The 25,311-nt window shown below is 60.7% G+C and carries 26 protein-coding genes and 1 other RNA gene; 17 read left to right on the top strand and 10 right to left on the bottom strand.

The annotated features are described in order from the left end of the window. Window positions 1-124: 124 nt before the first annotated feature. Together gap and tkt are read right to left on the bottom strand one after the other, a co-directional pair. Complete coding sequence (gap, locus tag KX729_RS08875; protein ID WP_219742081.1) at window positions 125-1,135, bottom strand: type I glyceraldehyde-3-phosphate dehydrogenase; 1,011 nt, start codon at window positions 1,133-1,135, stop codon at window positions 125-127. A gap of 75 nt (window positions 1,136-1,210) precedes the next feature. Next, window positions 1,211-3,187: a transketolase gene (gene tkt, locus KX729_RS08870; RefSeq protein ID WP_219742080.1), complete on the bottom strand. Its 1,977-nt coding sequence runs from the start codon at window positions 3,185-3,187 to the stop codon at window positions 1,211-1,213. A gap of 341 nt (window positions 3,188-3,528) precedes the next feature. On the opposite strand from tkt, the gene KX729_RS08865 reads away from it, so the two are divergent. The 11 genes from KX729_RS08865 to KX729_RS08815 all read left to right on the top strand — a co-directional run bounded on the left by KX729_RS08865 (window position 3,529) and on the right by KX729_RS08815 (window position 12,977). Continuing rightward, window positions 3,529-3,801: a DUF4164 domain-containing protein gene (locus tag KX729_RS08865; protein WP_219742079.1), complete on the top strand. Its 273-nt coding sequence runs from the start codon at window positions 3,529-3,531 to the stop codon at window positions 3,799-3,801. 26 nt (window positions 3,802-3,827) lie between these two features. After that, window positions 3,828-4,205 (top strand): cell division protein ZapA, encoded by a 378-nt coding sequence (locus tag KX729_RS08860; RefSeq protein WP_219742078.1) that lies wholly within the window; start codon window positions 3,828-3,830, stop codon window positions 4,203-4,205. Next, window positions 4,205-4,687, top strand: a complete 483-nt coding sequence (locus KX729_RS08855; protein ID WP_219742077.1) for a hypothetical protein — start codon at window positions 4,205-4,207, stop codon at window positions 4,685-4,687. Before KX729_RS08860 ends, KX729_RS08855 begins: the two co-directional genes overlap by 1 nt. A gap of 75 nt (window positions 4,688-4,762) precedes the next feature. Then, a non-coding RNA gene (gene ssrS, locus KX729_RS08850) (6S RNA) lies at window positions 4,763-4,921 on the top strand. A gap of 153 nt (window positions 4,922-5,074) precedes the next feature. Next, window positions 5,075-6,883 carry a diguanylate cyclase gene (locus KX729_RS08845; RefSeq protein ID WP_219742076.1) on the top strand — a complete coding sequence of 603 codons (1,809 nt, stop codon included), beginning with the start codon at window positions 5,075-5,077 and terminating at the stop codon, window positions 6,881-6,883. A 129-nt stretch (window positions 6,884-7,012) separates the two neighbouring features. Further along, complete coding sequence (locus KX729_RS08840) at window positions 7,013-8,512, top strand: sensor histidine kinase (protein ID WP_219742075.1); 1,500 nt, start codon at window positions 7,013-7,015, stop codon at window positions 8,510-8,512. After that, on the top strand, window positions 8,509-8,952 hold the full coding sequence (locus KX729_RS08835; RefSeq protein ID WP_219742074.1) for a response regulator: 444 nt from the start codon (window positions 8,509-8,511) through the stop codon (window positions 8,950-8,952). The genes KX729_RS08840 and KX729_RS08835 overlap by 4 nt, the downstream gene beginning before the upstream one ends. A gap of 7 nt (window positions 8,953-8,959) precedes the next feature. Further along, the gene (locus KX729_RS08830) at window positions 8,960-9,988 is read left to right on the top strand and encodes a sensor histidine kinase (RefSeq protein ID WP_219742073.1); all 1,029 of its coding nucleotides are present in this window, start codon (window positions 8,960-8,962) and stop codon (window positions 9,986-9,988) included. Window positions 9,989-10,258: 270 nt separating this feature from the next. Beyond that, complete coding sequence (locus KX729_RS08825; RefSeq protein WP_219742072.1) at window positions 10,259-11,542, top strand: hemolysin family protein; 1,284 nt, start codon at window positions 10,259-10,261, stop codon at window positions 11,540-11,542. Beyond that, window positions 11,542-12,141, top strand: coding sequence for a 5-formyltetrahydrofolate cyclo-ligase (locus tag KX729_RS08820; RefSeq protein WP_219742071.1), 600 nt, complete (start codon window positions 11,542-11,544; stop codon window positions 12,139-12,141). The genes KX729_RS08825 and KX729_RS08820 overlap by 1 nt, the downstream gene beginning before the upstream one ends. An 11-nt stretch (window positions 12,142-12,152) precedes the next feature. Then, complete coding sequence (locus KX729_RS08815; protein WP_219742070.1) at window positions 12,153-12,977, top strand: TIGR00282 family metallophosphoesterase; 825 nt, start codon at window positions 12,153-12,155, stop codon at window positions 12,975-12,977. Window position 12,978: 1 nt separating this feature from the next. On the opposite strand, the gene KX729_RS08810 is transcribed toward KX729_RS08815, so the two are convergent. The 4 genes from KX729_RS08810 to KX729_RS08795 all read right to left on the bottom strand — a co-directional run bounded on the left by KX729_RS08810 (window position 12,979) and on the right by KX729_RS08795 (window position 16,201). Further along, window positions 12,979-13,308 (bottom strand): HNH endonuclease, encoded by a 330-nt coding sequence (locus tag KX729_RS08810; RefSeq protein ID WP_219742069.1) that lies wholly within the window; start codon window positions 13,306-13,308, stop codon window positions 12,979-12,981. An 18-nt stretch (window positions 13,309-13,326) separates the two neighbouring features. After that, window positions 13,327-14,493 (bottom strand): M20 aminoacylase family protein, encoded by a 1,167-nt coding sequence (locus KX729_RS08805; RefSeq protein WP_219742068.1) that lies wholly within the window; start codon window positions 14,491-14,493, stop codon window positions 13,327-13,329. A gap of 320 nt (window positions 14,494-14,813) precedes the next feature. Further along, on the bottom strand, window positions 14,814-15,413 hold the full coding sequence (locus KX729_RS08800; RefSeq protein ID WP_219742067.1) for a hypothetical protein: 600 nt from the start codon (window positions 15,411-15,413) through the stop codon (window positions 14,814-14,816). Window positions 15,414-15,469: 56 nt separating this feature from the next. Beyond that, window positions 15,470-16,201 carry a dienelactone hydrolase family protein gene (locus tag KX729_RS08795; RefSeq protein WP_219742066.1) on the bottom strand — a complete coding sequence of 244 codons (732 nt, stop codon included), beginning with the start codon at window positions 16,199-16,201 and terminating at the stop codon, window positions 15,470-15,472. 183 nt (window positions 16,202-16,384) lie between these two features. Here KX729_RS08795 and KX729_RS08790 point away from each other — a divergent pair, with 183 nt between their 5' ends. Next, window positions 16,385-17,245 carry an MBL fold metallo-hydrolase gene (locus KX729_RS08790; protein ID WP_219742065.1) on the top strand — a complete coding sequence of 287 codons (861 nt, stop codon included), beginning with the start codon at window positions 16,385-16,387 and terminating at the stop codon, window positions 17,243-17,245. A gap of 22 nt (window positions 17,246-17,267) precedes the next feature. Here the strand turns inward: KX729_RS08790 and KX729_RS08785 are convergent, their stop codons facing one another. Further along, window positions 17,268-17,780, bottom strand: a complete 513-nt coding sequence (locus KX729_RS08785; RefSeq protein WP_219742064.1) for a pyridoxamine 5'-phosphate oxidase family protein — start codon at window positions 17,778-17,780, stop codon at window positions 17,268-17,270. 190 nt (window positions 17,781-17,970) lie between these two features. Here KX729_RS08785 and KX729_RS08780 point away from each other — a divergent pair, with 190 nt between their 5' ends. After that, a complete protein-coding gene (locus KX729_RS08780; RefSeq protein WP_219742063.1) occupies window positions 17,971-18,717 on the top strand; it encodes a YebC/PmpR family DNA-binding transcriptional regulator in 747 nt (248 codons plus the stop codon). A gap of 228 nt (window positions 18,718-18,945) precedes the next feature. Here the strand turns inward: KX729_RS08780 and KX729_RS08775 are convergent, their stop codons facing one another. The 3 genes from KX729_RS08775 to KX729_RS08765 all read right to left on the bottom strand — a co-directional run bounded on the left by KX729_RS08775 (window position 18,946) and on the right by KX729_RS08765 (window position 23,194). Continuing rightward, window positions 18,946-20,550, bottom strand: a complete 1,605-nt coding sequence (locus KX729_RS08775) for an inorganic phosphate transporter (protein ID WP_219742062.1) — start codon at window positions 20,548-20,550, stop codon at window positions 18,946-18,948. A gap of 76 nt (window positions 20,551-20,626) precedes the next feature. After that, window positions 20,627-21,634: an LLM class flavin-dependent oxidoreductase gene (locus tag KX729_RS08770; RefSeq protein ID WP_219742061.1), complete on the bottom strand. Its 1,008-nt coding sequence runs from the start codon at window positions 21,632-21,634 to the stop codon at window positions 20,627-20,629. Between the two features lie 138 nt (window positions 21,635-21,772). Further along, window positions 21,773-23,194, bottom strand: a complete 1,422-nt coding sequence (locus KX729_RS08765; RefSeq protein WP_219742060.1) for a methyl-accepting chemotaxis protein — start codon at window positions 23,192-23,194, stop codon at window positions 21,773-21,775. Between the two features lie 192 nt (window positions 23,195-23,386). Here KX729_RS08765 and ruvC point away from each other — a divergent pair, with 192 nt between their 5' ends. The 4 genes from ruvC to ruvA are packed head-to-tail and all read left to right on the top strand — an operon-like array spanning window position 23,387 to window position 25,250. After that, the gene (gene ruvC, locus KX729_RS08760) at window positions 23,387-23,896 is read left to right on the top strand and encodes a crossover junction endodeoxyribonuclease RuvC (protein ID WP_219742059.1); all 510 of its coding nucleotides are present in this window, start codon (window positions 23,387-23,389) and stop codon (window positions 23,894-23,896) included. A 55-nt stretch (window positions 23,897-23,951) separates the two neighbouring features. Next, complete coding sequence (locus tag KX729_RS08755; protein WP_219742058.1) at window positions 23,952-24,218, top strand: AbrB/MazE/SpoVT family DNA-binding domain-containing protein; 267 nt, start codon at window positions 23,952-23,954, stop codon at window positions 24,216-24,218. Beyond that, a complete protein-coding gene (locus KX729_RS08750) occupies window positions 24,199-24,618 on the top strand; it encodes a type II toxin-antitoxin system VapC family toxin (RefSeq protein ID WP_219742057.1) in 420 nt (139 codons plus the stop codon). The genes KX729_RS08755 and KX729_RS08750 overlap by 20 nt, the downstream gene beginning before the upstream one ends. 14 nt (window positions 24,619-24,632) lie before the next feature. After that, window positions 24,633-25,250 (top strand): Holliday junction branch migration protein RuvA, encoded by a 618-nt coding sequence (gene ruvA, locus KX729_RS08745; RefSeq protein WP_219742056.1) that lies wholly within the window; start codon window positions 24,633-24,635, stop codon window positions 25,248-25,250. The last annotated feature ends 61 nt before the right edge of the window (window positions 25,251-25,311 follow it).

Here is a 25,311-nt window from a genome sequence, read left to right as displayed (position 1 = left end):
TAGCGGCGCCCGCCGTCACGGCAATGCCTGCCGGTGACGCGATGATGCGCAAACAAAAACCCCCTCCCTTGTGGGGAGGGGGCGATATTCTGCCGATGCCACCCAAAGGCGGCCTCTGCGATCCTCAGATCGTCTTGGCGAAGGCCACAGCCGTGTCGGACATGCGGTTGGAGAAGCCCCACTCGTTGTCGTACCAGGAAAGGATACGCACGAAATTGCCTTCCATGACCTTGGTCTGGTCGATCGCGAAGATCGAGGAGTGGCTGTCGTGGTTGAAATCGCGCGAAACCAGCGGCTCGTCGGTATAGCCGAGGATGCCCTTCAGCTTGCCGTTGGCGGCGGACTTGATGGCTTCGACGATTTCTTCGACCGAGGTTGCCTTCTTGGCGACGAACTTGAAATCGACGACGGAGACATTCGGGGTCGGCACGCGGATCGAGGTGCCGTCCAGCTTGCCCTTCAGATGCGGCAGGACGAGGCCGACGGCCTTGGCGGCGCCGGTCGAGGTCGGGATCATCGACAGGGCTGCAGCGCGGGCGCGGTACAGGTCCTTGTGCATCGTGTCGAGCGTCGGCTGGTCGCCGGTATAGGAATGGATCGTGGTCATGAAGCCGTGGTCGATGCCGACCGCGTCATCCAGAACCTTGACCACCGGAACCAGGCAGTTGGTGGTGCAGGAAGCGTTGGAGATGACCAGGTGGTCCTTGGTCAGCTGGTCGTGGTTGACGCCGAAGACGACCGTCAGGTCGGCGCCGTCGGCCGGAGCCGAAACGATGACGCGCTTGGCGCCGGCCTGGAGGTGCAGGGCGGCCTTGTCACGCGAGGTGAAGATGCCGGTGCATTCCATGGCGATGTCGACGCCCATTTCCTTGTGCGGAAGGGTTGCCGGATCCTTGATCGCGGTGACCTTGATCGGCTTGCCGCCGCCAACGGTGATCGTGTCGCCTTCGATCTTCACGTCGGCCGGGAACTTGCCGTGGATCGAATCGTAGCGCAGCAGGTGGGCATTGGTCTCGACCGGGCCGAGGTCGTTGATGGCAACGACTTCGATGTCGGTGCGGCCGGATTCGACGATGGCGCGCAGAACATTGCGGCCGATGCGGCCGAAACCGTTGATGGCAACTTTTACAGTCATGTCATTCTCCCGAAAATCTAGCGTTCAGTGCTGGCGGGGCGCATCCTGTCAGGCGCGCCCCTTGTAGTCTTGGTGTCAGGCAAGTGCCTTTTCGGCAGCTTCGACGACCGCTTCCGCGGTGATGCCGAAATGCTTGAAGAGATCCTTGGCCTGGCCGGAGGCGCCGAAGGACTTCATGCCGATAAAGGTGCCCTTGGGGCCGATGAAGTGATCCCAGCCCTCGCGGACGGCCGCTTCAACGGCGATCTTGACCGGCGAATTGCCGATGACGGCGTCCTGGTAGGCTTCCGGCTGGTCGAAGAAGAGTTCGACGCAGGGAACGGAGACGACGCGGGTCGAGATGCCCTTGCCATTCAGCGTTTCAGCAGCCTTCAGCGCCAGTTCGACTTCCGAACCGGAGGCGAAGACCGTGACCTTGGCATCCGCCGAGCCGGAAAGCTCGTAGGCGCCCTGGGCGCAAAGGTTCTTCGCTTCGTAGGTCTTGCGGGCAGGCGTCAGGTTCTGGCGGGTCAGCGCCAGGCCGGACGGGCGGTGCCGCTCATGCAGCGCCAGCTGCCAGCATTCCGCCGTCTCGGTCTCGTCGGCCGGGCGGAAGATCAGAAGGTTCGGGATGGCGCGCAGTGCGGCGATCTGCTCGACCGGCTGGTGGGTCGGGCCGTCTTCGCCGACGCCGATCGAGTCATGGGTCCAGACATGCACCAGGCGGATGCCCATGAGGGCGGCCAAGCGCACGGACGGACGGCAATAATCCGAGAAGATCAGGAAGCCGCCGGCGTAGGGGATCAGGCCACCGTGCAGCGAGATACCGTTCATGGCCGCAGCCATGGCATGTTCGCGGATGCCCCAGTGCATGTAACGGCCGGAGAAATCGGTCGGGGTGATCGACTTCATCTGGCTGGTCTTGGTGTTGTTCGACGGGGTCAGGTCGGCCGAACCGCCGATGGTCTCGACGACGATGCCGTTGATGACTTCGAGCGCGTCTTCCGAAGCCTTGCGGGTGGCGACGGTCGGGTTGTTTTCGGCGATCTTCTTCTTGAAGCCGTCGATGGCGGCATCAAAGCCTTCCGGCAGGTCGCCAGCGAAGCGGCGGACGAACTCGGCCTTCTTGGAGGACGTGTCGAGGCGGCCTTCCCAGGCCTTGCGGTCGTCGACGGAGCGGGTGCCGGCCTTGCGCCATTCGGTGAGAACGTCTTCCGGAACAACGAAAGCTTCGGATTCCCAGTTCAGCGACTTGCGGGCGGCAGCGATTTCCTCGGCGCCGAGCGGCGAACCGTGAACCTTGTGGGTGCCCTGCTTGTTGGGGGCGCCGAAGCCGATGATGGTCTTGCAGGCGATGAAGGTCGGGCGATCGGACTTCTGGGCGGCTTCGATGGCGGCCGAAATCTGGTCGGTGTCATGACCGTCGACTTCGATCGTGTTCCAGTGGGCGGCCTTGAAGCGCATGATCTGGTCGGTCGAATCCGACAGCGAAACGGCGCCGTCGATGGTGATCGAGTTGTTGTCCCAGAAGAGGACGAGCTTGTTGAGCTTCAGGTGGCCGGCAAGCGCAATGGCTTCCTGGCTGATGCCTTCCATGAGGCAGCCGTCGCCGCACAGCGCATAGGTGTGGTGGCTCTGCAGGTCGGAGCCGAATTCTTCTTCCAGCTTGCGTTCGGCGATCGCCATGCCGACGGCATTGGCAATGCCCTGGCCGAGCGGGCCGGTGGTGGTCTCGATGCCCGAGGCATGGCCATATTCCGGATGGCCGGCGGTCTTGGAGCCGAGCTGGCGGAACTGCTTGATGTCCTCGATCGTCATGTCCTCGTAACCGGTTAGGTAGAGGAGCGAATAGAGAAGCATCGAGCCGTGGCCGGCAGACAGCACGAAGCGGTCGCGGTCGGCCCAGAGCGGGTTCTTCGGATCGAACTTGAGGTAGCGCGAGAAGAGCACGGTTGCGATGTCGGCTGCGCCCATCGGCAGGCCGGGATGGCCGGAATTGGCCTTCTCAACAGCATCCATGGCAAGGAATCGGATCGCATTCGCCATCCGGTTATGTGTTTCGCTATTGGTCATGGCAAATCCGCTTTTTATGGGTGTCGGATACGATCCCATCTAAGCCGTCGTTCTGGCTCCGGGACCGCCTGAAAGCGGCTGATCCTTAGCAGGTGCAACGCGCAAGTCAACAAAAGCAAAGTATGTTGAATCGGTTGAGAAAGAAAGTTTTGTGCGGCCTGCCGAAATTGTAGGCAAGGGTAACGAGCGAAGCAAATATAGCTGACGATCCACAGCTTGAAGCGCTGGAAACCCCCTTGGTTGATTGACCGCTTCGGAGGCCGTGAATAGTCTTCGGCGCTTGTTGGAAGGGGAAACCGTGCCGATTCGGGACTCCTCGCGTATCGACAGGAAAACGCCCTATGCCGGCTGAAAAGACGATCGACATGGCTATCACGCAGCTCCGAGCCGCCATAGGCGGGCTGGAGAGCGCCGTCGATGCGCGCATCGAACGGCAGCGCGACGCGCAGGACGTGGAGGGCGAGGTTCGCCGTGTGCATGCGGATCGGTCGCGGCTGGCGCAGGAGCTCGACCAGTCGCAATTCCGCGCCAATCGTCTGGAAGAGGTCAACCGCGAAGTATCGCGGCGGCTGGTGACGGCGATGGAGACGATCCGCGCCGTGCTGGATCGCTGACGGGACGCTTGGGATAGGGAACGCGCATGGCTCAGGTTACGGTAATGATCGACGGCAAGGCCTATCGCATGGCCTGCGAGGAGGGGCAGGAGCCCCACCTGACGGAGCTTGCCGGCCGTTTCGACCGTTATGTCGGCCATCTGAAGAGCCAGTTCGGCGAGATCGGCGATTTGAGGATCACCGTCATGGCCGGCATCATGATCATGGACGAGCTTTCGGAAATGACCCGCAAGCTCGGCCTGCTCGAAAGCGAGGTCGCGTCGCTGAAGACGAACCGCGACGGGTCGCTCGAAACGCAGCAGCGCAACGACCAGCAGGTGGCCTCGGCCTTGAGTGAACTTGCCGCGCGGCTGGAAGGCTTGACCGCAAAGCTGAATGGCCGCACGCCTGCCTCAGTGAACTGATGGCTGAGCAGGGCGATCATGTTCAGCCCTCTTCGCCGCGCATCAGAATTATTCTCTCGGCGGGGTTTGCGGGCGCGTGCTTTCTGCTCATGCTTTTCGCCTGGAGATTGCTCAGCGGGTCCGTGGGGCTTTACGGGCCGAATGGCCAAGGCCAGCCCTTTCAATGCGATCTGCTGATGAGTTCCGGGAACGATGACGAGATTTGGGCCATGGTACTCGTCTTGCTCGTAATCCCGATGACGATCCGGGTATTCAGATATTCTAAATACGCTTCCTGGGCAGAGTTGCTGCTCTATGTGTTTATCGTGAATATCTATCTCGGTCTGACCCAGCGTCTGGGGGGATGCGGTGATATTCTCTATACGCTCTCTCTGAATCTGAATTTCGACCTGACCATGATGGCTGTCTGGTTCCTGGTAGGCTTTGTCGTGCTGACTTTTTCTTGCATCCAGGGGCGCCGTAGCGCCAGGCTCGCGCGATGACTGCGGCCTGATTAAATTAGCGCATGCATATCCGGCGGCACTGGCGCGGGACGTTCTTTATCTCTATATCTGAGTAGCGGTCTGCGCCTCACGACAGGAACCACAATCCCTGGGGCCATACTCGATCCAAAGGGAGCTGTCCCTGACCAGGCCCGTGGGCTTGGACACACGGCGCCCACCTACGTTTGTAGGCACCCAGGATCGTAAACATCCATCGGTTGCCGTGGATCGCTCTCTCGTTTTATGCCGGTAGACGTTTGGTCAATCGGCTTTAATACTTTCGACAATTCTAATTTATTTACCATGCCGGCCATTTGATCGCATTTGGCCCAGCGTCATGCATGCTTCCTTAATTTTCTTTTCAGTCCGGAGGCCTATGTTCCCGGCATGCGCATTAACGAAATCACCAACTGGGCCTATGGCGTCACGGTCGTGCTGACCGTGCTCTCGGGCGGTGCGTTCATGCTGTCGGCATATAGCGCGTCCCAGGAACGGGTCGCCATCGAAGAGCATCGCGCACTGGATGATCTATCCGACGAGCTTGCGATCGGCGCCGAGGAGCGGACGGATGCGGCGAGGCTTTATGTCATTCGCGGCGAAGAGCGACATCTTGACGATTTCAAGGATGACGAAGCGCGCGAGACGAGGCTCGAGGGCGCGATAAAGGATGTTCGTGGGTTGGGCGCGGCCGATGCGGAATTGGCGGCACTGACGGAAGTCGAGCAGGACGCCGATGCGCTGGATCAGTTCGAGCGGGATGCCATCACGGCTTACCAGAATGGCGACAAGGCCGGCGCACAGCAGACATTGTTCGGTGTCGAGCATGAGCGTTATCAGTCATTGCTATTGGAGAGGGTCACCCGTTTCCGCGAGCTCGTGAAGGCGCGCACCGAAACGGCGGTGGCGCTCGCCCAGGCGCGCAGCGATTTCTGGGGGCTTGTCGCCAAGACGATGCTCGGCATCACCGGTGCATTGTTCATTGCCGTTCTCTATTTCGTGCTCAAGCGCCGCGTCTCCATGCCGCTGACGCGCATGACCGGCATCGTCACCCGCCTTGCCCGGCAGGACTACGCGGTGGAAGTGCCGCTCGACCGGCGCCGCGACGAGATCGGCGAGATGAACCAGGCGATCCACATTTTTCGCGAGAACGGGCTGGAGCGCGACCGGCTGGATGCCGAACGCCAGGCCGACCAGCGTACCAAGGACCTCATCCTGCAGATGATGCATCGGCTGCAGGCGTGTCAGGCACAGGTGGAGCTGGCGGATGTCGTCTCGCGTTTCGCGCCGCAGATCTTTCCCGATCTCTCCGGTCATCTCTATGTGCTGAACGAGAGCCGCACTGTGCTGGTCAAGGTCGGCACCTGGCTGGAGCCGCAGCATTCCTCCGACGCTTTCCCGACCAGCGCGTGCTGGGGCCTGCGACGTGGCCGGCCTCATCTGAGCAATCACGGTCACGGCGACATTCCCTGCCAGCATCTCGGCGAAAGCGACACTGCCGGCCTTTGCGTTCCGCTGACGGCGCAGGGGGATACGATCGGTCTCCTATATTTCGAGGAGCGTCCAGGCCATGAAATGGCACCGGAAAGCGCACGGCTCTATCTGGAACTGATCGCGGAAAATATCGGTCTGGCGGTGGCAAACCTGCAGCTGCGTGACCGGCTGACCAATCTGGCCGTGCGCGACGCGCTGACGGGCCTTTTCAATCGCCGCAGCCTTGACGAGACGCTGCTGCGTTTTGGCAAGGATCGGCCGGAAGTGCCGCTTGCCTGCCTGATGATCGATATCGACCGGTTCAAGCGCTTCAACGACGAGTTTGGCCATGATGCCGGCGACATGGTGATGCAGTATGTCGCGCAGATGATGCTGGATACGGTCGGGAAGGCGGGGACGTGTTACCGGTTCGGCGGCGAAGAATTCACCATCCTTCTGCCGAATGCGGAAGAGACGGTGGCATTCGACATTGCCGAGCGGCTGCGAGAGAAGATCGCCACGACGCCGCTGTCGCATGGAGGCCGTATCCTCGGCCTGGTGTCCATCTCGATCGGTGTGGCGGGTTCACCTGCGGAAGGCCCGGTATCGACACTCGTCACCCGCGCCGATGCGGCCCTGCTGCAGGCCAAATCTGCCGGGCGGAACCAGACGATCGTCGCGGGCACGCACAAGCTCGGCGAACTGGGCAGCCGCAATTCCGCCTGAACCAGCGATCGGTTACTCCGGCCGTCTTCCGACTATTTATCATGGTCTGCTTGACAAAGCGCATGTTGCGACCACCTTGTTGCCGTCCTGTTCGCTTACTCTCCTGATTTGACTGGCCGGCCTGTCCCCATGCCCTTTTCCAATGCATCTTTCGCCCGATCCTCGCTGCTGATGCTGGTCATCGGCAGTGCCATTCTTGTCGGGATCGTGCTGTCGTCCTTCTTTCTGGCGTCGAACACGAAGAGCTATTTCCAGGATGTGGTAAAGCTGCGCGATGTGCGCAGTTCGGCGGCCGATCTCGTGCTTTACCTTCGGGCGGCGGAATCCGGTCAGCGCGGCTATCTGCTGACGCAGGACAAGGAGTTCCTGACGCCCTTTACCAATGCCATGGCGAATTTGCCGAAGGCACGCGATCGTTTCAAGGCGGCCCTTGCCGCTCAGGGAAGCGTCGATATTCCGATATCGGATCTGGATCGCTTGTTGTCCGAAAAGATGCAGGAGATGGAAAGCACCGTCGATCTCGGCAAAAGGGATGAATTTGCCAGCGCGGTTGCCATCGTCAAGGGTGCCTACGGCCGTCAGGTCATGGAAGGCATCACGGCAATCATCGGCAAGGTGATCCGCGACATGGACGGCAAGATCGGCGCCGGTGTCGAGGAGCTGAACGATTCGGCATCCTCGCTGCAATGGTTCACCATCGGTGGCGGTGTGGTAATCCTCCTGGTGCTCGGCGGAGCGATCGCCATCGTCGCACAACATGTCCGCGAGCTGCAGCATGCCCGCAGCGAGGTGGAAGAGTTGAATGCCGGTCTGGAGGAGCGGGTCAACGAACGCACCGAAGATCTCATCCAGGCCAACCGTGAAATCCAGCGTTACGCCTATATCGTTTCGCACGACCTTCGTGCGCCATTGGTCAACATCATGGGTTTCACCAGCGAGCTCGACGCGACGTTGAAATCGGTCGGCGCCTATGTCCTTGCGGACGGTGCGCCGCTTTCCGAGGCGGAAGTGCGCGATGCACGTCTGGCGGTGCAGGAGGATCTGCCGGAAGCGATCGGCTTCATCCGCTCTTCGACGAAAAAGATGGACGGGCTGATCAACGCCATCCTGAAGATTTCCCGCGACGGCCGCCGCGAGCTGAAGCCGGAGCGCGTCAATCTGCAGGAACTTCTGGAAGCGACCGCCGCGAGCGTCTACCATCAGGTGAACGATGCCGGAGGCGAAGTGGATATTTCGGTGGCTGCAGCGCGCGGCCTTATTACCGACAGATTTTCCATGGAGCAGATTTTCGGCAACCTCTTTGACAATGCCGTCAAGTATAAGCATCACGACAGGCCGCTGAAGCTGTCGGTCAAGGCGGTTCCGATCGGCCGTGGGGCGATCAAGGTCGAGGTTATCGACAACGGACGCGGGATTGCGCCCGAGGATCATGAAAGAGTTTTCGAGCTTTTCCGCCGCTCGGGTGTTCAGGACAAGCCGGGCGAAGGCATAGGCCTTGCGCATGTCCGATCATTAGTTAGAAATTTAGGCGGTGAGATTACGGTCACGTCCACATTGGGCGGCGGGACGACTTTCGTCATTCGCCTGCCCACGGATTTGTCCCAGTATGTCAGGAGTAACGGGTCATGAAAGCAGCCGGCAAGGAAGTCACCATCGTCATGGTCGAAGACGATGAAGGCCATGCGCGCCTGATCGAAAAGAATGTCCGTCGCGCCGGGGTCAACAACGAGATCGTGCCGTTCACCAACGGCAACGAGGCGCTCGACTACATTCTCGGCACGGACCGCGCCGGCACCGCCAATGCGGACCGCTACCTGCTGATCCTTCTGGACCTCAACCTGCCTGATATGTCGGGTATTGACATCCTGGAGAAGGTAAAGTCCAACCCCCATTCGAAACGTCTGCCGGTCGTGATCCTCACGACGACGGACGACGAACGCGAGATCCAGCGCTGCTACGATCTCGGAGCCAACGTTTATATTACGAAACCCGTCGACTACGACAGCTTTGCGCATGCCATCCGACAGCTCGGGCTGTTTTTTGCCGTGATGCAGATCCCCGGACAATAACGAGACGATGCCGCATACCATTCTCTACGTCGATGACGACCTGGCCCTTGCAAGGCTTGCCGAACGCCAGTTCGGCAGGGCCGGGTATCAGGTCATCCATGCCATCGATGCGGAGTCGGCGATGGTGGCGATCGAGAATGGCGGCATCGATATTGTGGTCCTCGACCACTATCTGAAAACCGGCACCGGGCTCGACATCCTGCACACGCTGAAGGAACAAGGCTCGGACATGCCGGTCATCTACGTGACCGGTTCCAGCGATGCGACGATCGCGATCGACGCGCTGAAAAGCGGCGCGTCGGACTATGTCATCAAGACGGTCGGCGAGGAATTCTGGCCGTTGATGGAAAGCGCCATTTACCAGGGCCTCGCCAATGCCGACCTGCGCCGCGCCAAGGAAAAGGCCGACCAGGAAATTCGGGTCGGCAAGGAACGCGCCGAAGTGCTGCTCGCCGAGGTCAACCATCGCGTTGCCAACAGCCTTGCGCTCGTCGCGGCACTGATCCGCCTGCAGGTATCGAGCAGCAAGAACGATGCGGTCAAGGAAGCGCTGTCGGAGACGCAGGCGCGCATTTCCGCGATCGCGGGCATGCATCGCAGCCTCTACACGTCCGACGACGTGCGCCATGTCGAGATGGACAAATATCTCGGCACGCTCGTCAAGGAAGTGCAGGGCACGGTGAACGACCAGCAGGGACCGTCGATCCGGCTTGAAGCAGAATCGGTGTCGCTGACATCGGACCGCGCGGTATCGATCGGCATGATCGTCACCGAGCTTCTGACAAACGCCCTGAAATACGCCTATCCTGCCGGTTCGGAAGGTGAGGTGCGCGTCGTTTTGAAGAAAACCGGCGAGGGCAGTGCGCTGCTCGCTGTCGAGGATGATGGTGTCGGCTGGCGTGAGGGCGACGTGCCGAAGGGTACCGGACTGGGGAGCCGCATCGTCAAGTCGATGGCCGCGACGCTTGGTTCGACGATCCACTATGTGCCGGTTATTGCCGGCACGCGTGCCGAGCTGACGGTCACCCTCCACTGAATTTTCGTGATTTTTCTGCAACAGATTTCGCATCGCATTGTGTTCCGGCCATTGCAATGACCGGGCTGCGACCCTATGATTTCATGAGAGCAAGGAACGATGCATAGTTCCGAGAACCGATAGCCGGTTTTCCGAACTGTGCGTGAAACCTTGCCGGCGCGGCGTTCCAACCGCTATCGCCTGAAGGCATTTTCCGTCTCCTTGCAACATTTTCGAGGGCGGTGTGTTTCGTTTGGCGTGCAGGATATTGTCCCAGCTTAAGAGCTCCTTTTGTTAACCGAAATTCTCATCGTCGTTGCACTCACCGTCCTGAACGGTGTTCTGGCAATGTCGGAACTCGCCGTCGTCTCCTCCCGTCCCGTTCGCCTTAAAGTCATGGCCGAGCAAGGCAACCGGGGAGCGGCGACAGCCATTCAGCTGGCCGAAGATCCCGGCCGCTTCCTTTCTTCCGTCCAGATCGGCATCACGCTCGTCGGCGTCCTGTCCGGCGCCTTTTCGGGCGCGACCCTCGGTACGCGCCTGACCACCTGGCTGGAAGCCCAGGGGATGGCCGATAACCTGGCCGACTGGCTGGGCGTTGGCACCGTCGTCGTGTTCATCACCTATCTGTCGCTGATCATCGGCGAGCTCGTGCCGAAGCAGATTGCGTTGCGCGCCCCCGAAGCGGTGGCCGCCCGCGTCGCACCGGCCATGAAGCTGGTGGCGATGGTCGGTGCGCCGGTCGTCTGGTTCCTCGATATTTCCGGCCGTCTGGTGCTGGGCCTGCTCGGCCAGCGCGGTGAATCGAGCGACCGGGTGACCGACGAGGAAATCCGCACCGTGCTCGCCGAAGCCCAGAGCGCCGGCGTGATCGAGACCGGCGAATCCGAGATGATCTCCGGCGTCATGCGGCTTGCCGACCGCACCGCCCGTGGCCTGATGACGCCGCGCCGCGATGTCGAGGTGATCGACACGGAAGACAATCTCGATGAACTGCGTGCCCAGCTGCGGGCGACGACCCGTTCGCGTCTGCCGGTTCGCAAGGGTTCGTCAGACGAGATTCTCGGCGTGCTGTTCGTCAAGGACGCCTACGATTTCATCGCCGGCGACAAGCATTTCGAAGTCAGCACGCTGATGCGCGAGGCGCCCGTCGTCTCCGACCTCACCGGCGCACTCGACGTGATCCAGGCGCTGCGCAAGGCGCCGGCGCATCTTGTCCTGGTCTATGACGAATACGGCCATTTCGAAGGCATCATCACCTCGGGCGATATTCTCGAAGCTATCACCGGCGTGTTCCAGGAAAACGAAATCGAAGAGCCCGCGATCGTGGCGCGCGACGACGGTTCGTTCCTGATCGCCGGCTGGATGCCCGTCGACGAGTTTGCCGACCAAATGGGCATTCCGGTGGGCGACGATCCGGGTTACGAGACGGTCGCCGGCTTCGTGCTGGACGAGTTGAAACATCTGCCGGAACTCGGCGAGAAGTTCACCAGCCATGGCTGGACCTTCGAAGTCGTGGATCTGGACGGGCGGCGTATCGACAAGCTGATCGTCACTCGGGCGGACAAGGACTGATGAGCGACGCATCTCTCAGTGCGCCTCTCAAGGCGGAACTGCGCGCCGGGCGGCTTGCCGCTCGCGACGCAATCCCGCCGGTCGAGCGTATCGAGAAAAGCCTGGCGCTCGCATCGCATGGGCTGGACACGATAAAATTCGAAGCCGGAGCGATCGTCTCCGGCTTTTTGCCGATACGGTCGGAAGTCGATACAAGACCGCTGATGGCCTATCTCCGCGACCGCAGCGCGCGGCTTTGCGTGCCGGTCATCCTCGATAAGCAGACGATTGTGTTTCGCGAACTGGTGCGGGGCGCGGAACTTGTGGCCGGTACTTTCAGCACGTTCGGGCCGGGGCCGGATGCGGAAGAACTCGAGCCGCAGGTGATGCTGGTGCCGCTCTCCGCATTCGACGCCGCCGGCCACCGGATCGGCTATGGCGGGGGCTATTACGACCGCGCGATTCAACGTTTGCTTGAAAAAGGCCTGAATCCGATGCTGATCGGCATTGCGTTCGACTGCCAGGAAGTGGCATCAGTTCCCGCTGAACCTCATGATATCAGACTGAATGCGGTCCTGACCGAAAGCGGCTACCGGCCCTTCGGAGAGTGGGACCGATAGATTGGACAGACATGCGCCTTTTGTTTCTCGGTGACATGGTGGGCAAGACGGGCCGCACGGCGGTCTGGGAAAAGCTGCCCGGCCTCGTCTCCGACCTGAAGCTCGATTTCGTCATCGTCAACGGCGAGAATGCCGCCGGCGGTTTCGGCATCACGGAAGACATCTTTCTCGAGACGATCAATGCCGGCGCCGACGTGGTGACGACCGGCAATCATGTCTGGGACCAGAAGGAGGCGGTCACCTTCGCTGGCCGCCACGACCAGTTCCTGCGGCCCGCCAACTATCCTTCCGGCACGCCCGGCAAGGGATCTGGCCTGTTCTACGCCCGCAACGGCGCGCGCGTCATGGTCGCCAACATCATGGGCCGGGTGTTCATGCATCCGGAACTCGACGACCCCTTCAAGAGCGCCGAGGCGATCCTCGATGCCGCGCCGCTGAAGGAGCAGGCGGATGCGATCATCTTCGATTTCCATGCGGAAGCGACCAGCGAAAAGCAGTGTTTCGGCCATTTCGTCGATGGCCGCGCCAGCCTCGTGGTCGGCACCCACACCCATGTGCCGACCGCCGACTATCAGATCCTGAACGGCGGCACGGGCTACATGTCGGATGCCGGCATGTGCGGCGACTACGACTCGTCGCTCGGCATGGACAAGGAAGAACCGCTCAACCGCTTTATCTCAAAAATGCCGAAAGGCCGTTTCGAGGCGGCCAGCGGCCCGGCGACGATCTGCGGCCTCGGCATCGAGATTTCGGATTCGACCGGTCTGGCGGAAAAGATTGAGCCGCTGCGGATCGGGCCGCGGCTGGCAGAGACCATTCCGAGCTTCTGGCGGTAGTTCACCTGCGCCTGTTGCTGCGTTTGGTGCCGTCATAGAAGCCGTCCGGCTTCTTTGCGACCCAGGCGATGAATTTCTGCATTTCCGGATGATCGAGCAGCGCCTCGATCGTCGCATAGGACTTTTCGAGTTCGGCTTCGGAAAACAAAGCATGGATCTGTCGGTGGCAGATGCGATGCAGGAACTGCGTCTGGCGTCCGCCACGGCTTTTCGGCACGAGGTGGTGTTCGTCGCGCTGGTCCTGCGGGATCAGGCGATTGCAGAGCGGGCAGATTTCCGGCTCCGGCTGCTGATACCATGAGACGACATCGTTTTTGTGCTTTCTCGCCATGCTTTTCCCGGCCCGCCGCTATAGCGGCATTCCGCTTTCGATCAGTTTCCTGAAATAGGCAATGCCATAAGGGATTGCATCGTCGTTGAAATCGAAACGCGGGTCATGCACCGAGGCGGTGTCGCCATTGCCGATCAGCATGATATTGCCCGGCCTTTCCTGCAGCATGAAGGCGAAATCCTCCGAGCCCATCAGCGGTTCGAGTTCGGCGTTGACATTGGCTTCCCCGACCAATGCCCGCGCCATCTCGACGGCGAACTGCGTTTCGCGATCATGGTTGACGGTGGGCGGGTACATGCGCCGGTAGGCGACAGTGGCCTTGGCGCCATAGGCCTCGGCTACCTTTTCTGCGATGGTCGTCACGCGGGCTTCGATCAGATCCTGGAGTTTCGGGTCGAAGGTCCGGGTCGTGCCGACCATCTCGGCAAATTGCGGAATGACATTGCCGGCCTTGCCTCCATTCAGGGCGCCGACACTGACGACGGCGGATTTCATCGGGTGGACGTTGCGGGAGACGATCGTCTGCAGCGCGAGCAGTATATTGGCGCCGACGACGAGTGGATCGACACTGGCATGCGGTGAAGCGCCGTGTGCGCCCTTGCCCTCGATGCGGATGCGGAAACCATCCGCCGAGGCGGCGATCGGGCCGCTGACCGTCGAGAACTTGCCGATGGAAAGGCCGGGCTCATTATGCGTGGCGTAGACTTCGTCGATACCAAAGCGCGACATCAGCCCATCGTCGACCATGGCCTTGCCACCGCCGCCGCCTTCTTCGGCGGGCTGGAAGATCATCACGGCGGTTCCGTCGAACTGGCGGGTGGCGGCGAGGTCTCTCGCCGTGCCGAGCAGCATGGCGGTGTGGCCGTCATGGCCGCAGGCATGCATTCTTCCTGGTATCGTCGATGCCCAGGGAAGGCCGGTCGTCTCCTCCATCGGCAGGGCGTCCATGTCGGCCCTGAGGCCGATCGCCTTGCCGCTCGTCTGCGTCCGGCCATGGATCACACCGACGACACCTGTTCGGCCAATGCCGGTGACGATCTCGTCACAGCCGAATTCCTTCAGCTTCTCGGCCACGAATGCGGCTGTTCGGTGGACGTCGTAAAGCAGTTCCGGATGCGCATGGAGGTCGCGGCGCCATGCGACGACGTCACTGTAATCGGGCTCGTTGGATGTCGCATCGGTCATCGTCCTGCTCCTTTCGGGTGCCCGGAGAAACTGCCCGCAATGGCAGAAGGTTTCAACCGGTGCCCTGCCGATCTCGACCCTGGCATGAAACGGGTGGGCGGCGCCAATATTCGGATCTCTAGTGTCTTGTTGTCGAAAATACCGGAGATTCCGATGTCCTCTCTATTGGCGCTGCACGCGATCGCGGCCGAACGCGGCGATGGCCTTCATCCGAAACTTCTGGACGCGCTGAGGCAACAGGAGGCGAGGCCGGCGGACGGGCTGACGCTTGTACCGCTTCCCGGCCTTGCCCTGGAGCGGTCGCCCGTCAACGAAAATGATCAAGGCTTGTTGCGTCCGGTAAGCCACGCCTCGAACCCGGCAATCGAACTTACGCTACCATCGAGAACCGCTTCGTAGACCAGCGCGCTCGACGCCGGTCGGCTGCCCTTCGGCGTATTGGCGGCAAGCTCAGCCTTAATCGCAAGGATGGTCCTGCGGATATCGTCGGTCAGGCGCGGAGCCAAGGTTTTCAGATGGGCGATGTCAGGCTGGCGCGCCGGTTGGTCGACGAACCATAGGTCGAGGTTCCAGTCTTCGTCCCTTTCGGATCTATAGGTAACGGCGAGGTAGAGCCCGTCCGGATAGGCATGCGGCTCAACATTCCAGGCGCCGGTATCGTTGCGATAGCGCACGGCGCCGATCCGTTGATCGAGCATCAGTTCGGAGGCAATCTCGGCGATCGTCCGCCGCGTTGAGGCATCCAGGCGGTCGCAGATGGTGGTGATGTCAATGTCGCGAAGAACCATCAGGCCGAGAGTTGAACTTCCGACACGCACCGGCTTCCCGGCCAAACCCAGCAGCCTTGGCAGATCCAGCTTTTCGACGATCGTATCGGCCTGCGCCTGGAGAGCGGCCTGGCGTTCGAGAATGTCCGGCATGGTTTCAAGTCTCCAGGAACGGGCGGCGCTTGCCGCCCGAGGCCGTGCTATCGACGTCAGAGGGTCTCTTCGAAGAGCGTCAGCAAGCGCTTGAAATGGCGCTCGGAGCCGGCTTCGTCGTAGACGCCATGGTCCGGCACGGTCCAGCCATGCGCCATGCCGACGTAGTTTTCCATGGCGTGATCGACGCCGGCAACGCGGAAGGTTTCGGCGAAGCGGGCGGATTGTTCCGGCGGGAAGCTGTTGTCGATGCCGGAAACGCCGACATAGACGCGAGCCTTGATCTTGTCGGCAAGGCGGTGCGGGCTGTTTTCGGCGTCGCTTGCCAGACTGCCGCCGTGGAAGCTTGCGGCAGCGGCGATCCGTTCCGGATAGTTGGCGGCAGCGGTCAGCGCGCGGGCGCCGCCCATGCAGTAACCGACGACGCCGACCGGGCCGGATGCGCCTTCCGCATCGAGCGCGGCGATGAAGGCATCGCCGTCTTTCGCCGTCAGTTCCTGGGTGGTCGCGGCCATCATGGCGCGGATCTGGGTCTTTGACTCTTCCTGGCTGAAGGCCGTCTTGGCATTGAACGGGCCGTAGGCGCCGGAGCGGTAATAAAGGTCGGGAACCAGCACGATGTAACCGGCATCGGCGATGCGCTGGCCCATCCAGTAGAGGGCTTCTCGCGGGCCGAATGCATCCATGTAAATGATGACGCCCTTGGACGTTGCTGCGCCGTTGGCAGACTTGATGACGGCTGCCTTGGCAATACCGTCGGCAGTCCTGATCTCAATATCTTTCTTCATGAAAAACTCCTCTCGACCCTTGCAGCAGACGGCTTCAAGTCGCTGCATTCTTTCAATAGTCAATTCTATCGCCCCAACCAATGACAGAATTGTGAGGGTGCCTGTTACACTTCGTGCTGGACCGGTCTTTTGCCTTGCCGCATCTTTTCAACAGGGAATGGGTGCGTTCTTGAGGATGGTGGCATGAGGCTGCGAGCTCTGGCATTCGGGTTTCTAGGCGGGGTTTCGGCCCTGTTTCTGTCCGCCTTCACGGCTGCCGCGCAACAGGCGGAAATGCCGATCAGCCAGTGTCAGGCGATTGCCCAGAAGCTTCCCGGAGTCACCTATGCAAGCTTCAATCCTTCCGGCGTCCAGTTCGCCCAGGCGAAGAAAAGCCTGACGCTTTCGGAGAAGGAAGAGGTGAAGATCACCTTCGTCGGCCATTCTACCTATTTCATCGAGACGCCGGAGGGGGTCGGTATCGCCACGGATTACAGCGGCGTCTACTCACCCTCGAGGCTGCCGGATGTGGTGACGATGAACAAGGCGCACTCAACCCACTATACGCTGCAGCCCGAGCCTGGCATCCAGCATGTGCTGCATGGGTGGAGCGATGTGCCGGGCGAGAAGGCGAAACACCAATTGATGGTGGGGGACGTCTATATCCGCAATGTCGTCTCAGATATTCGCGACTGGGGCGGCGGCATCGAGCAGAACGGCAATTCGATCTTCATCTTCGAAGTCGCGGGCCTTTGCATCGGCCACCTCGGCCATCTGCATTTCGAACTGAACGAGGCGCAATATACGGAGATCGGCCGTCTCGATATCCTGATGGTACCGGTGGATGGCGGGTTGACGATGGGGGCCGACAGCATGAGCCGCGTCGTGCAACGGCTTCGGTCGTCGCTTATCCTGCCCATGCACCGGTTCGGACCGCCGCTCGATCGGTTCCTGGGAATGTTCGGCACCAAGTTCGACATTGCCTTTGCAAAGGAAAAGACGCTCAGGGTCTCGATGCGCAGCCTGCCGAAAAAGCCGACAATTCTGGTACCGCAGGGGCTGTAAGCCCCCGCGGAAGGCCATCTCGTCAGTGGAATTGCGGGAAGGCGAGGTGCTGCTTGACGCCGACATCCGGCATCTTTTCGTCATGCAGGTTGGCTTTGGCGATTTCCCAGCCGAATCTCAGCGTGCTGTCGGTGGAGGCCCAGATTTCGGCATCTTCGACGCGCAGCGCGAGTAGGGTGAGCAGAGGGTCTTCCTTGCCGTGCTCGAACCAGGCAGCCGTTACAGCGCTCCAGTATTCCTCGATCTTGGCCGGATCCTTGCGCACTTCCAGCCGGCCGGCAAGGCAGGCATGATAATCATGCTTCTTGCCGATAACGCAGAAATGCGCCATGGCGCCCGCGCCGACTGCCCGCACCAGATCGGTATCGGTCTTGGTGAAGAACCAGATGGTGCTGGCCTTCGGGTCCGCATTCGGCGCCATCGGCTGCATATGCATGTGCGATCCCTCGATGCCGAGCATGCCGGCATGGATGCCGCCGATCTCGTCCCAGAGCTGGCGTTCGGGTGCTTCGCGGGCTTCGGTCAGGCTTGCCATGGATTGTCTCCTTGTTCTTCGTTTGCTTCGAAGATCAAACGGCGAGCTTCGATTCTTGTTCCGGCAGCTGATAAGGCTCGAAACCCTTGTTTCCACGTCAGGCGCCGTATGACGGAAAAACCTTGAACGGCTGCGGCTTCGAAATTATAAGGCCCCATTCCCAAACAAGCTAAAGCGTTACAGGGGTGCCATGGCTGGCCATTCACAGTTCAAAAACATCATGCACCGCAAGGGCAAGCAGGACGGCATCCGTTCGAAGATGTTCTCCAAGCTCGCTCGCGAAATCACCGTTGCGGCAAAAACCGGTCTTCCCGACCCGAACATGAACGCGGCGCTTCGCCTGGCCGTCCAGAACGCCAAGGCGCAGTCCATGCCGAAGGACAATATCGACCGCGCCATCAAGAAGGCGTCCGGTGCCGACGGCGAAAATTACGAATACATCCGTTACGAGGGTTACGGTCCGGGCGGCACGGCGGTCATCGTCGAAGCGCTGACCGACAACCGCAACCGTACCGCTTCCGTCGTTCGCTCGACCTTTGCCAAGGCCGGCGGTGCACTCGGAGAAACCGGTTCGGTGTCGTTCTCCTTCGACCGGCTGGGTGAGATCACCTACAAGCCGGGCGCTGGAGATGCGGACAAGGTCATGGAAGCGGCGATCGAGGCCGGTGCCGAGGACGTTGCCAGCGACGAAAACGGCCATGTCATCCTCTGCGGTTTTGAGGATCTGGGCGAAGTCTCCAAGGCTCTGGAAGCCGTGCTCGGCGAAGCCGAAAGCGTCAAGTCGATCTGGAAGCCGCAGAACACGATCGAAGTGGACGAAGAACGCGCCCAGTCGATCCTGAGGCTGATCGACACCCTGGAAGACGACGACGACGTGCAGAACGTCTATTCGAACTTCGAAGTTTCCGAAGAAGTCATGGCCAAGCTTTCGGCCTGATTTTTCGAGGGTTGGATGAAATAGAAACGGCACCGCGATTGCGGTGCCGTTTTTTTGTTTTTGGGAGTTTGTGGCTGCCCCTCATCCGGCTGCCGCCACCTTCTCCCCGCTTGCGGGGAGAAGGACATATGCCTCGATGCTTTCGGCAATCTCAACCGTTGAGCTGGGCACGTTCCCTCTCCCCGCGAGCGGGGAGAGGGTTAGGGTGAGGGGCAACGCCGCGAACGATCAGAACAGCTGACGCAGCGCGACGAACAGCACGAACGAGATCGCGATCGAGGCGGGAAGGGTCAGCACCCAGGCGAGCAGCATGTTGCGCACCGTCGACCACTGAAGTCCCGAGCCGTTCGCCGCCATCGTCCCGGCCACACCGGACGAAAGCACGTGGGTGGTGGAGACCGGCAGGCCGAGATGGTCTGCAGCGCCGATGGTGATCATCGCGACCATTTCCGCCGAGGCGCCCTGGCCGTAGGTCAGGTGGGTCTTGCCGATCTTTTCGCCGACGGTGACGACGATGCGCTTCCAGCCGACCATGGTGCCGAGGCCAAGAGCGAGCGCCACAGCGACCTTCACCCAAAGGGGGATGAACTTCGTCGCGTTGTCGACAGCGCCGTGATAGGCCTTCACCGCATCGAGATCGGCGCCCTGCATCGGCAGGAGCTTGTTCTTGTCGATGAGCTTCAGCGCCTCGCCGATCAGGTAGACGTCGTTACGCATGTTGCCGACCAGCGAAGTGGGCACGGCTTCGAGCGTCGGGAATTTCGAAATCTGGTCGCTCGACGAATGAATGAATTGCTGGAGAGCAACCGTCGTCTGGTCGTTCCAGGTCTTGTTCTTGACGGCGCTGGAGACCTCCGCCTTGGCATCTGTCACGGTAACGCCGGGCTTTGCATATTTCTGCAGAGAGGTTTCGACGGCGCTCGATGCCTGCAGGTAAGCCTGCACGTATTTGGCATCGGGCGTGCGGTTCAGCGCAAATGCGGTCGGCACGAGGCCGATGAGGATGAGCATGATGAGACCCATGCCCTTCTGGCCGTCGTTGGAACCGTGCGCAAAGGAAACGCCGGTGCAGGTGAAGATGAGAAGGCCGCGGATCCACCATGGCGGCGGCTTATTGCCTTTCGGCTCCTCGTAAAGCGCCTTGTTGCGGACGAGAACCTTCATGACCAGCAGCAGGATGGCGGCGAGGCCGAAGCCGACGACCGGCGAGACGAGCAGCGAGGTGCCGATGCTGGTCGCCTGCGACCAGTCGACGCCGCTTGTCGCGGTGCCCTGCGGAGCGAGGAACTGGTTGGCGAGGCCGACGCCGATGATCGAGCCGATCAGCGTGTGCGACGAAGACGACGGCAGGCCGAGATACCAGGTGCCGAGGTTCCAGATGATCGCGGCGAGCAGCAGGGCGAAGACCATGGCGAGGCCGGATCCGGAACCGACTTGCAGGATGAGCTCGACCGGCAGCAGTGCCAGGATGCCGAAGGCGACCGCACCGCTGGACATGAGAACGCCGAGGAAGTTGAAGAAACCGGACCAGATGACGGCGAGTTCGGCCGGCATGGAGCGGGTGTAGATGACGGTGGCGACAGCGTTTGCCGTGTCGTGGAAACCGTTGACGAATTCAAAGCCCAGCGCGATCAGCAGGGCAAGACCGAGCAGGGCCCACGGAACCGAAGTCGCGACTTCGAGATCCTGCGACAGCGCATAGCCGACATAGCCGAGGCCCCCGAGAATGACGATCAGGAAAATCGGCAGGAAAACCTTGCCGAGGGAGCTGCGATGTTCGAGGGGATGATAATTGGAGGAAGCATGAGAACTGGAAGCAGTTGCGTCTGTCACGTTGAAAACTCCACGTTGGCCGGACTTAACAAAGGGTAAATCCGGCCGGTGAAACTCTTGTGACGCATACTATCGCTTAGGTTGTGAGTGCTTGCCGCTCCATCATGGGCAGGCTGGCGAACAGTTCCACCGAACGCAGCCGCGTTTCGATATCGTGGATCGGCATGGAAACGATCAGCTCGTCGGCCTCCGTCTCTCCGAGGAATTCCTTCAGGTGAGCCTCGACGGTCTGCACGGAACCGACGGCTGCATAGCGCAGGGTATGTTCCACATTCATCTTTTCCATCGGCGTCCAGAAACCTTCCATGCTGTCGATCGGTTTCGGGAAGCGGGTGCGGACGTTCTTTCGCAGATTGACGAACTGCTGTTGCGACGAGGTGAAGAGCTTCTGCGCTTCCTCATCCGTGTCGGCTGCGACGCCCATGACGCCGACCATCACATAGGGCTTGTCCAGTGTCAGCGACGGCTGAAAGCGGTCGCGGTAAATGGCGATCGCCTCCATCAGCATGTCGGGTGCGAAATGCGAGGCGAAGGCATAAGGCAGGCCGAGTGCCGCGGCTAGGTGGGCGCTGTAGATGCTCGATCCCAGCAGCCAGATCGGTACGTTGGCCTCCATGCCTGGCACTGCGAGCAGGCCCTGGTTCGGCTCCGGTGTGCCCAGAAGGCGCTGCAGTTCGAGAATGTCGTGGGGGAAGCTTTCGGCGCCGGCCTCAAGATTACGGCGCAGTGCGCTGGCGGTGCGCATGTCGGTTCCGGGAGCTCGGCCGAGGCCAAGATCGACGCGGCCGGGCAGAAGCGCTTCCAGCGTGCCGAACTGCTCGGCGATCACCAGTGGCGAATGGTTGGGAAGCATGATGCCGCCAGAACCGACGCGAATCGTTTTCGTGGCTGCGCCCACATGGCCGATGACGATGGATGTGGCGGCGCTGGCAATGCCCGGCATGCCGTGATGCTCGGCAAGCCAGAGCCGCTTATAGCCCTCTTCCTCGGCCTTGATGGCGAGGCGGCGAGACTGATCGAGCGCTTCGCGCACCGAATAACCTTCGCCGATCGGCGAAAGATCGAGAATGGAAAAGGGGATCATCGGCAGGTCCTGAAGAAATAGGTGATGGAGTGCCTCACCTATTTAGGCAGTCGTGTCCAAAAATACGACCCCTTCCGAATGCGCTATTGTAAAGGGTTCGCGCAGGACCTGCCTCCGGCTTTGCTACCGTTCGCCTGATTATTTCACCAATCGCAGGTGCGAGCCTCGTTTCGGCCGCGTCACGGTGCCTGGCATGGTGATGCTGCCCTGCGTCAAGACCGTGACGGGAGTGAAGCGGCCGGCGTGATGATCGAGCGCGCCGATCTCCCGCATAATGCGGTCGGCCCGAACGGCAAGGGCATCCAATGCAATGCTCTGGTCCCGGCCGTTCTTGGCGAGCGACAGGATCGACAGTCTGACAGCGGCGACCTTCTCGATCTCTTCGGAGGAGCTTGCAGCGATCGTATCCAGATGCCCCTTCAGGGCATCGGCATAGATCACCATCGCGTCGAGTTCGGCTTCAGCCTTATCGATAGACCGGCTGCCGTGTTCTGCAGCTTCCGCTGACTGCCGTGACAGGAGAGAAATTTCCCGTGCGACCTCTGCAGTCTCTTCCGCAAGCGCGCGGAAGCTTGCGACGATCATATCCGTTGCACCGTCGGCGAGCCGGCTTTCGTCATGTGCGGCCTCAATGCCGGCGTTCATGGCCAGTATGTTGGTCTCGAAGGCGATCTTCCGCATGAGTTCGGCGACGGGCTCGATCCTGAGAGACGCATCCTGCACACGGGCGACAGCCTCGGTTGCCGTATTCATCACCTCTTTTGGCCGGCGGATATCGATCCGCGCATTATAGGCAATATTGGCGGTATGCTCCGCCTGCATCTTGCGCATCCGCAGAGTCTCGGCGAGCGATCCAATATCGGCAACCGTCTTCGCCAGTATCGAACTTTGCCGCAGGCTTCCGTGCATTGCCGAGGCGGAATCGCTTTTCAGATCCGCGCAAGTGGAATGGAGCAGATGGGTGCCGTTCTCGATCCTGTCGAGCTTGTCCTGGAGCGAGGTCATGGCGTGATTGAAATCCGCGCGCAGGCCTTCGAATTCCTCCGGAAAGCTCATGTCGAGCCGGCTGCGCAGGTCTCCGGCTGCAAACCGCCGCATGGCGTGATCGACCGCATCCACGACCTCTTTCAGCGCACTTACCCGTCGATTGGCGGCCTTAAGTTCGCGGGCATGCTGATCGTCGCGCTCCGCGGTCTGCTGGTTGCGCTTGTCACGCTCCTGGTCGTCCTCGACGAGGCGGGCAAGGTTTTCGTGGGAAAGGCGTTCCAGTTCGCGGGCAATCTCGCCGATCTCATCCTTTCGCTGAAGATGTTCGGGGGCGATCGAGTTGCCATCCGCGAGCCCGGACAGATCACCAGTCAGCGTTTTCAGCGCACCCAGCGTGCGGCCGGCAAGCATGATCGTTACCAGCGCCGAGAGAAACAGGACACCGATGATGAACGACGTCTGCAGCGGGGTCGCATCCTTGGCAGAGTAAAAGAGCAAGGCGGCAAATATCCCATTCTGTATCAGGACAAACCCTGCCACCTTTAGGGAAAGGGAGTGATGAGTGTTGGACATGACTGCCTCCTCGCATCGCGTTCCAGCCGTGAAAATCCAACGCGCGAGCCCGTCCGGCGTTGCTTCCGGGCCGGGTGAGGCAGGGCAAAGCTTCCCGTCGTGGTAAACGAAAGGTAAAGAGCGACTCGATAGCGTTTTCGGTTTGTTCACATTCTCGTGGCACTGATGGTGGTCAGAGGATAGAGTGCACGCATGACACAGACGATTCGCATTATCGGCATCGACCCGGGGCTTCGGCGCACCGGTTGGGGTGTTATCGAAACGCTTGGTAACAGCCTGCGCTTTGTCGCGTCCGGCACTGTGACCTCGGACGGGGACATGGATCTCGCTTCCCGTCTCTGCCAGCTGCATGACGGGCTCGCCGAGGTGGTGCATGCCTATCAGCCGCACGAAGCGGCGGTCGAGCAGACTTTCGTCAACAAGGACGCCGTCGCGACGCTGAAGCTCGGTCAGGCGAGAGGCGTGGTCATGCTGGTGCCAGCGCGGGCGGGCCTTCCCGTTTCGGAATATGCGCCGAATGCCGTCAAGAAGTCGGTCATCGGCGTCGGCCATGGTGAAAAGCAGCAGATCCACATGATGCTGAAGATCCTGATGCCGAAGGCTGAATTCAAGGGCAACGACGCGGCAGACGCGCTCGCCATCGCTATCTGCCACGCCCATAATCGCGGCGGCCACCGCATGCGGCAGGCACTCGCCGGCTAATTTGTTCTTGACTTGTTCCGTTTCGGAGATTAGGTAATACCTGAGAGGTATTACCATGCGTGTCACCGAAAAAGGCCAGGTTACGATCCCGAAGGAAATCCGCGACCGATTGAATATCGGACCGGGCTCTGAGGTGGATTTCGTTGCGGACGAGAAGGGGGCAAGGCTCGTGGTTGTGTCGAGCGGGGATCATGCTCCTTCCAAGGACGACTTCGAGACGTGGCTGAAAAGCAGGTCCGGCACGTTCGATACCGGCGGCATGACGACGGATGAGTTCATGGAGTTTCTGAGAGGACCGCGCGATGATCTCGGTTCTCGTTGATACCAACGTTTTCATCGATGTCTTCGGGCCGGAGACGCAATTCAAGAAATGGTCCTCCGACACCATTCTGGCGCTCAAGGAGGAATCGCAGTTCATCCTGACACCGATCGTCTGGGCGGAGCTTTCCAGCATGGCGCCGAGCGAGGACGAGTTGGCCTTCACGCTGGCCAGGCTGAACCTCGTGCGTGAAGCACTGCCGTTTCCTGCTGCATACCGGGCCGGAATGGCACATATGCAATACAGGCGCGCCGGCGGCCTACGAGATCGGACCCTGCCCGATTTTCTGATAGGCGCACATGCGCTTATCCGCTCCCATCGTCTCCTGACCCGCGATGCAGCCCGTTACCGGGCATATTTCCCATCACTCGACATCATCTCTCCCGAAACCCATCCCCTTTAACACGGACGCATTTCATGATCGGCAAGCTCAAAGGCACCATTGACGAGATCGGCGACGACCATGTGCTCGTCGATGTTCATGGCGTCTGTTACGAAGTCTTCTGCTCGTCGCGGGCGCTTTCGAAAATGGGTTCGGTGGGCGAGGCGATCATTCTCTATATCGAGACCTATGTGCGCGAGGACCAGTTCAAGCTCTTTGGCTTCCTCAGCGCCCTGGAGCGGGAATGGTTCAACCTTCTGCAGAGCGTGCAGGGCGTGGGTGCGAAGGTGGCGCTTGCTGTGCTTTCGACCCTGACGCCCTCTGAACTCGCCAATGCGATCGCGCTGCAAGACAAGACGTCCATCTCACGTGCGCCGGGCGTCGGTCCGAAGGTGGCGATGCGCCTCGTCACAGAATTGAAGAACAAGGCTCCGGCATTCGCCGGCGAAGCGTCCGCCAATCTCGGTCTCAAGCAGGAGATCGGCGAGGGTGTCGCCTCCGCACCGGTGGCAGATGCCGTTTCGGCCCTCACCAACCTTGGCTATTCCCGCGATCAGGCCGCCAACGCGGTTGCCGCGGCCTTGAAGAACGGCGGGGAGGGAGCCGATAGCGCCAAGCTGATCCGGCTGGGGTTGAAGGAATTGGCGCGGTAAAGCGATCACGGCTGCGAATCCACGATACGTCGTGTATGACTGAAATCGAGTTTCGAACGGA

Origin of the sequence: Neorhizobium populisoli, from assembly GCF_019430945.1 — a bacterium.
GTDB lineage: Bacteria > Pseudomonadota > Alphaproteobacteria > Rhizobiales > Rhizobiaceae > Neorhizobium > Neorhizobium populisoli.
Note: the sequence above shows the minus strand (reverse complement) of the source record. Positions and strands in the feature narration are given on the sequence as shown.

Bases quoted from the DNA above. Each gene is read 5' to 3' on its own strand.
- gap (WP_219742081.1), bottom strand. From the start codon at position 1,135: ATGACTGTAAAAGTTGCCATCAACGGTTTCGGCCGCATCGGCCGCAAT.
- tkt (WP_219742080.1), bottom strand. From the start codon at position 3,187: ATGACCAATAGCGAAACACATAACCGGATGGCGAATGCGATCCGATTC.
- KX729_RS08865 (WP_219742079.1), top strand. From the start codon at position 3,529: ATGCCGGCTGAAAAGACGATCGACATGGCTATCACGCAGCTCCGAGCC.
- KX729_RS08860 (WP_219742078.1), top strand. From the start codon at position 3,828: ATGGCTCAGGTTACGGTAATGATCGACGGCAAGGCCTATCGCATGGCC.
- KX729_RS08855 (WP_219742077.1), top strand. From the start codon at position 4,205: ATGGCTGAGCAGGGCGATCATGTTCAGCCCTCTTCGCCGCGCATCAGA.
- KX729_RS08845 (WP_219742076.1), top strand. From the start codon at position 5,075: ATGCGCATTAACGAAATCACCAACTGGGCCTATGGCGTCACGGTCGTG.
- KX729_RS08840 (WP_219742075.1), top strand. From the start codon at position 7,013: ATGCCCTTTTCCAATGCATCTTTCGCCCGATCCTCGCTGCTGATGCTG.
- KX729_RS08835 (WP_219742074.1), top strand. From the start codon at position 8,509: ATGAAAGCAGCCGGCAAGGAAGTCACCATCGTCATGGTCGAAGACGAT.
- KX729_RS08830 (WP_219742073.1), top strand. From the start codon at position 8,960: ATGCCGCATACCATTCTCTACGTCGATGACGACCTGGCCCTTGCAAGG.
- KX729_RS08820 (WP_219742071.1), top strand. From the start codon at position 11,542: ATGAGCGACGCATCTCTCAGTGCGCCTCTCAAGGCGGAACTGCGCGCC.
- KX729_RS08815 (WP_219742070.1), top strand. From the start codon at position 12,153: ATGCGCCTTTTGTTTCTCGGTGACATGGTGGGCAAGACGGGCCGCACG.
- KX729_RS08810 (WP_219742069.1), bottom strand. From the start codon at position 13,308: ATGGCGAGAAAGCACAAAAACGATGTCGTCTCATGGTATCAGCAGCCG.
- KX729_RS08805 (WP_219742068.1), bottom strand. From the start codon at position 14,493: ATGACCGATGCGACATCCAACGAGCCCGATTACAGTGACGTCGTCGCA.
- KX729_RS08800 (WP_219742067.1), bottom strand. From the start codon at position 15,413: ATGCCGGACATTCTCGAACGCCAGGCCGCTCTCCAGGCGCAGGCCGAT.
- KX729_RS08795 (WP_219742066.1), bottom strand. From the start codon at position 16,201: ATGAAGAAAGATATTGAGATCAGGACTGCCGACGGTATTGCCAAGGCA.
- KX729_RS08790 (WP_219742065.1), top strand. From the start codon at position 16,385: ATGAGGCTGCGAGCTCTGGCATTCGGGTTTCTAGGCGGGGTTTCGGCC.
- KX729_RS08785 (WP_219742064.1), bottom strand. From the start codon at position 17,780: ATGGCAAGCCTGACCGAAGCCCGCGAAGCACCCGAACGCCAGCTCTGG.
- KX729_RS08780 (WP_219742063.1), top strand. From the start codon at position 17,971: ATGGCTGGCCATTCACAGTTCAAAAACATCATGCACCGCAAGGGCAAG.
- KX729_RS08770 (WP_219742061.1), bottom strand. From the start codon at position 21,634: ATGATCCCCTTTTCCATTCTCGATCTTTCGCCGATCGGCGAAGGTTAT.
- KX729_RS08765 (WP_219742060.1), bottom strand. From the start codon at position 23,194: ATGTCCAACACTCATCACTCCCTTTCCCTAAAGGTGGCAGGGTTTGTC.
- ruvC (WP_219742059.1), top strand. From the start codon at position 23,387: ATGACACAGACGATTCGCATTATCGGCATCGACCCGGGGCTTCGGCGC.
- KX729_RS08755 (WP_219742058.1), top strand. From the start codon at position 23,952: ATGCGTGTCACCGAAAAAGGCCAGGTTACGATCCCGAAGGAAATCCGC.
- KX729_RS08750 (WP_219742057.1), top strand. From the start codon at position 24,199: ATGATCTCGGTTCTCGTTGATACCAACGTTTTCATCGATGTCTTCGGG.
- ruvA (WP_219742056.1), top strand. From the start codon at position 24,633: ATGATCGGCAAGCTCAAAGGCACCATTGACGAGATCGGCGACGACCAT.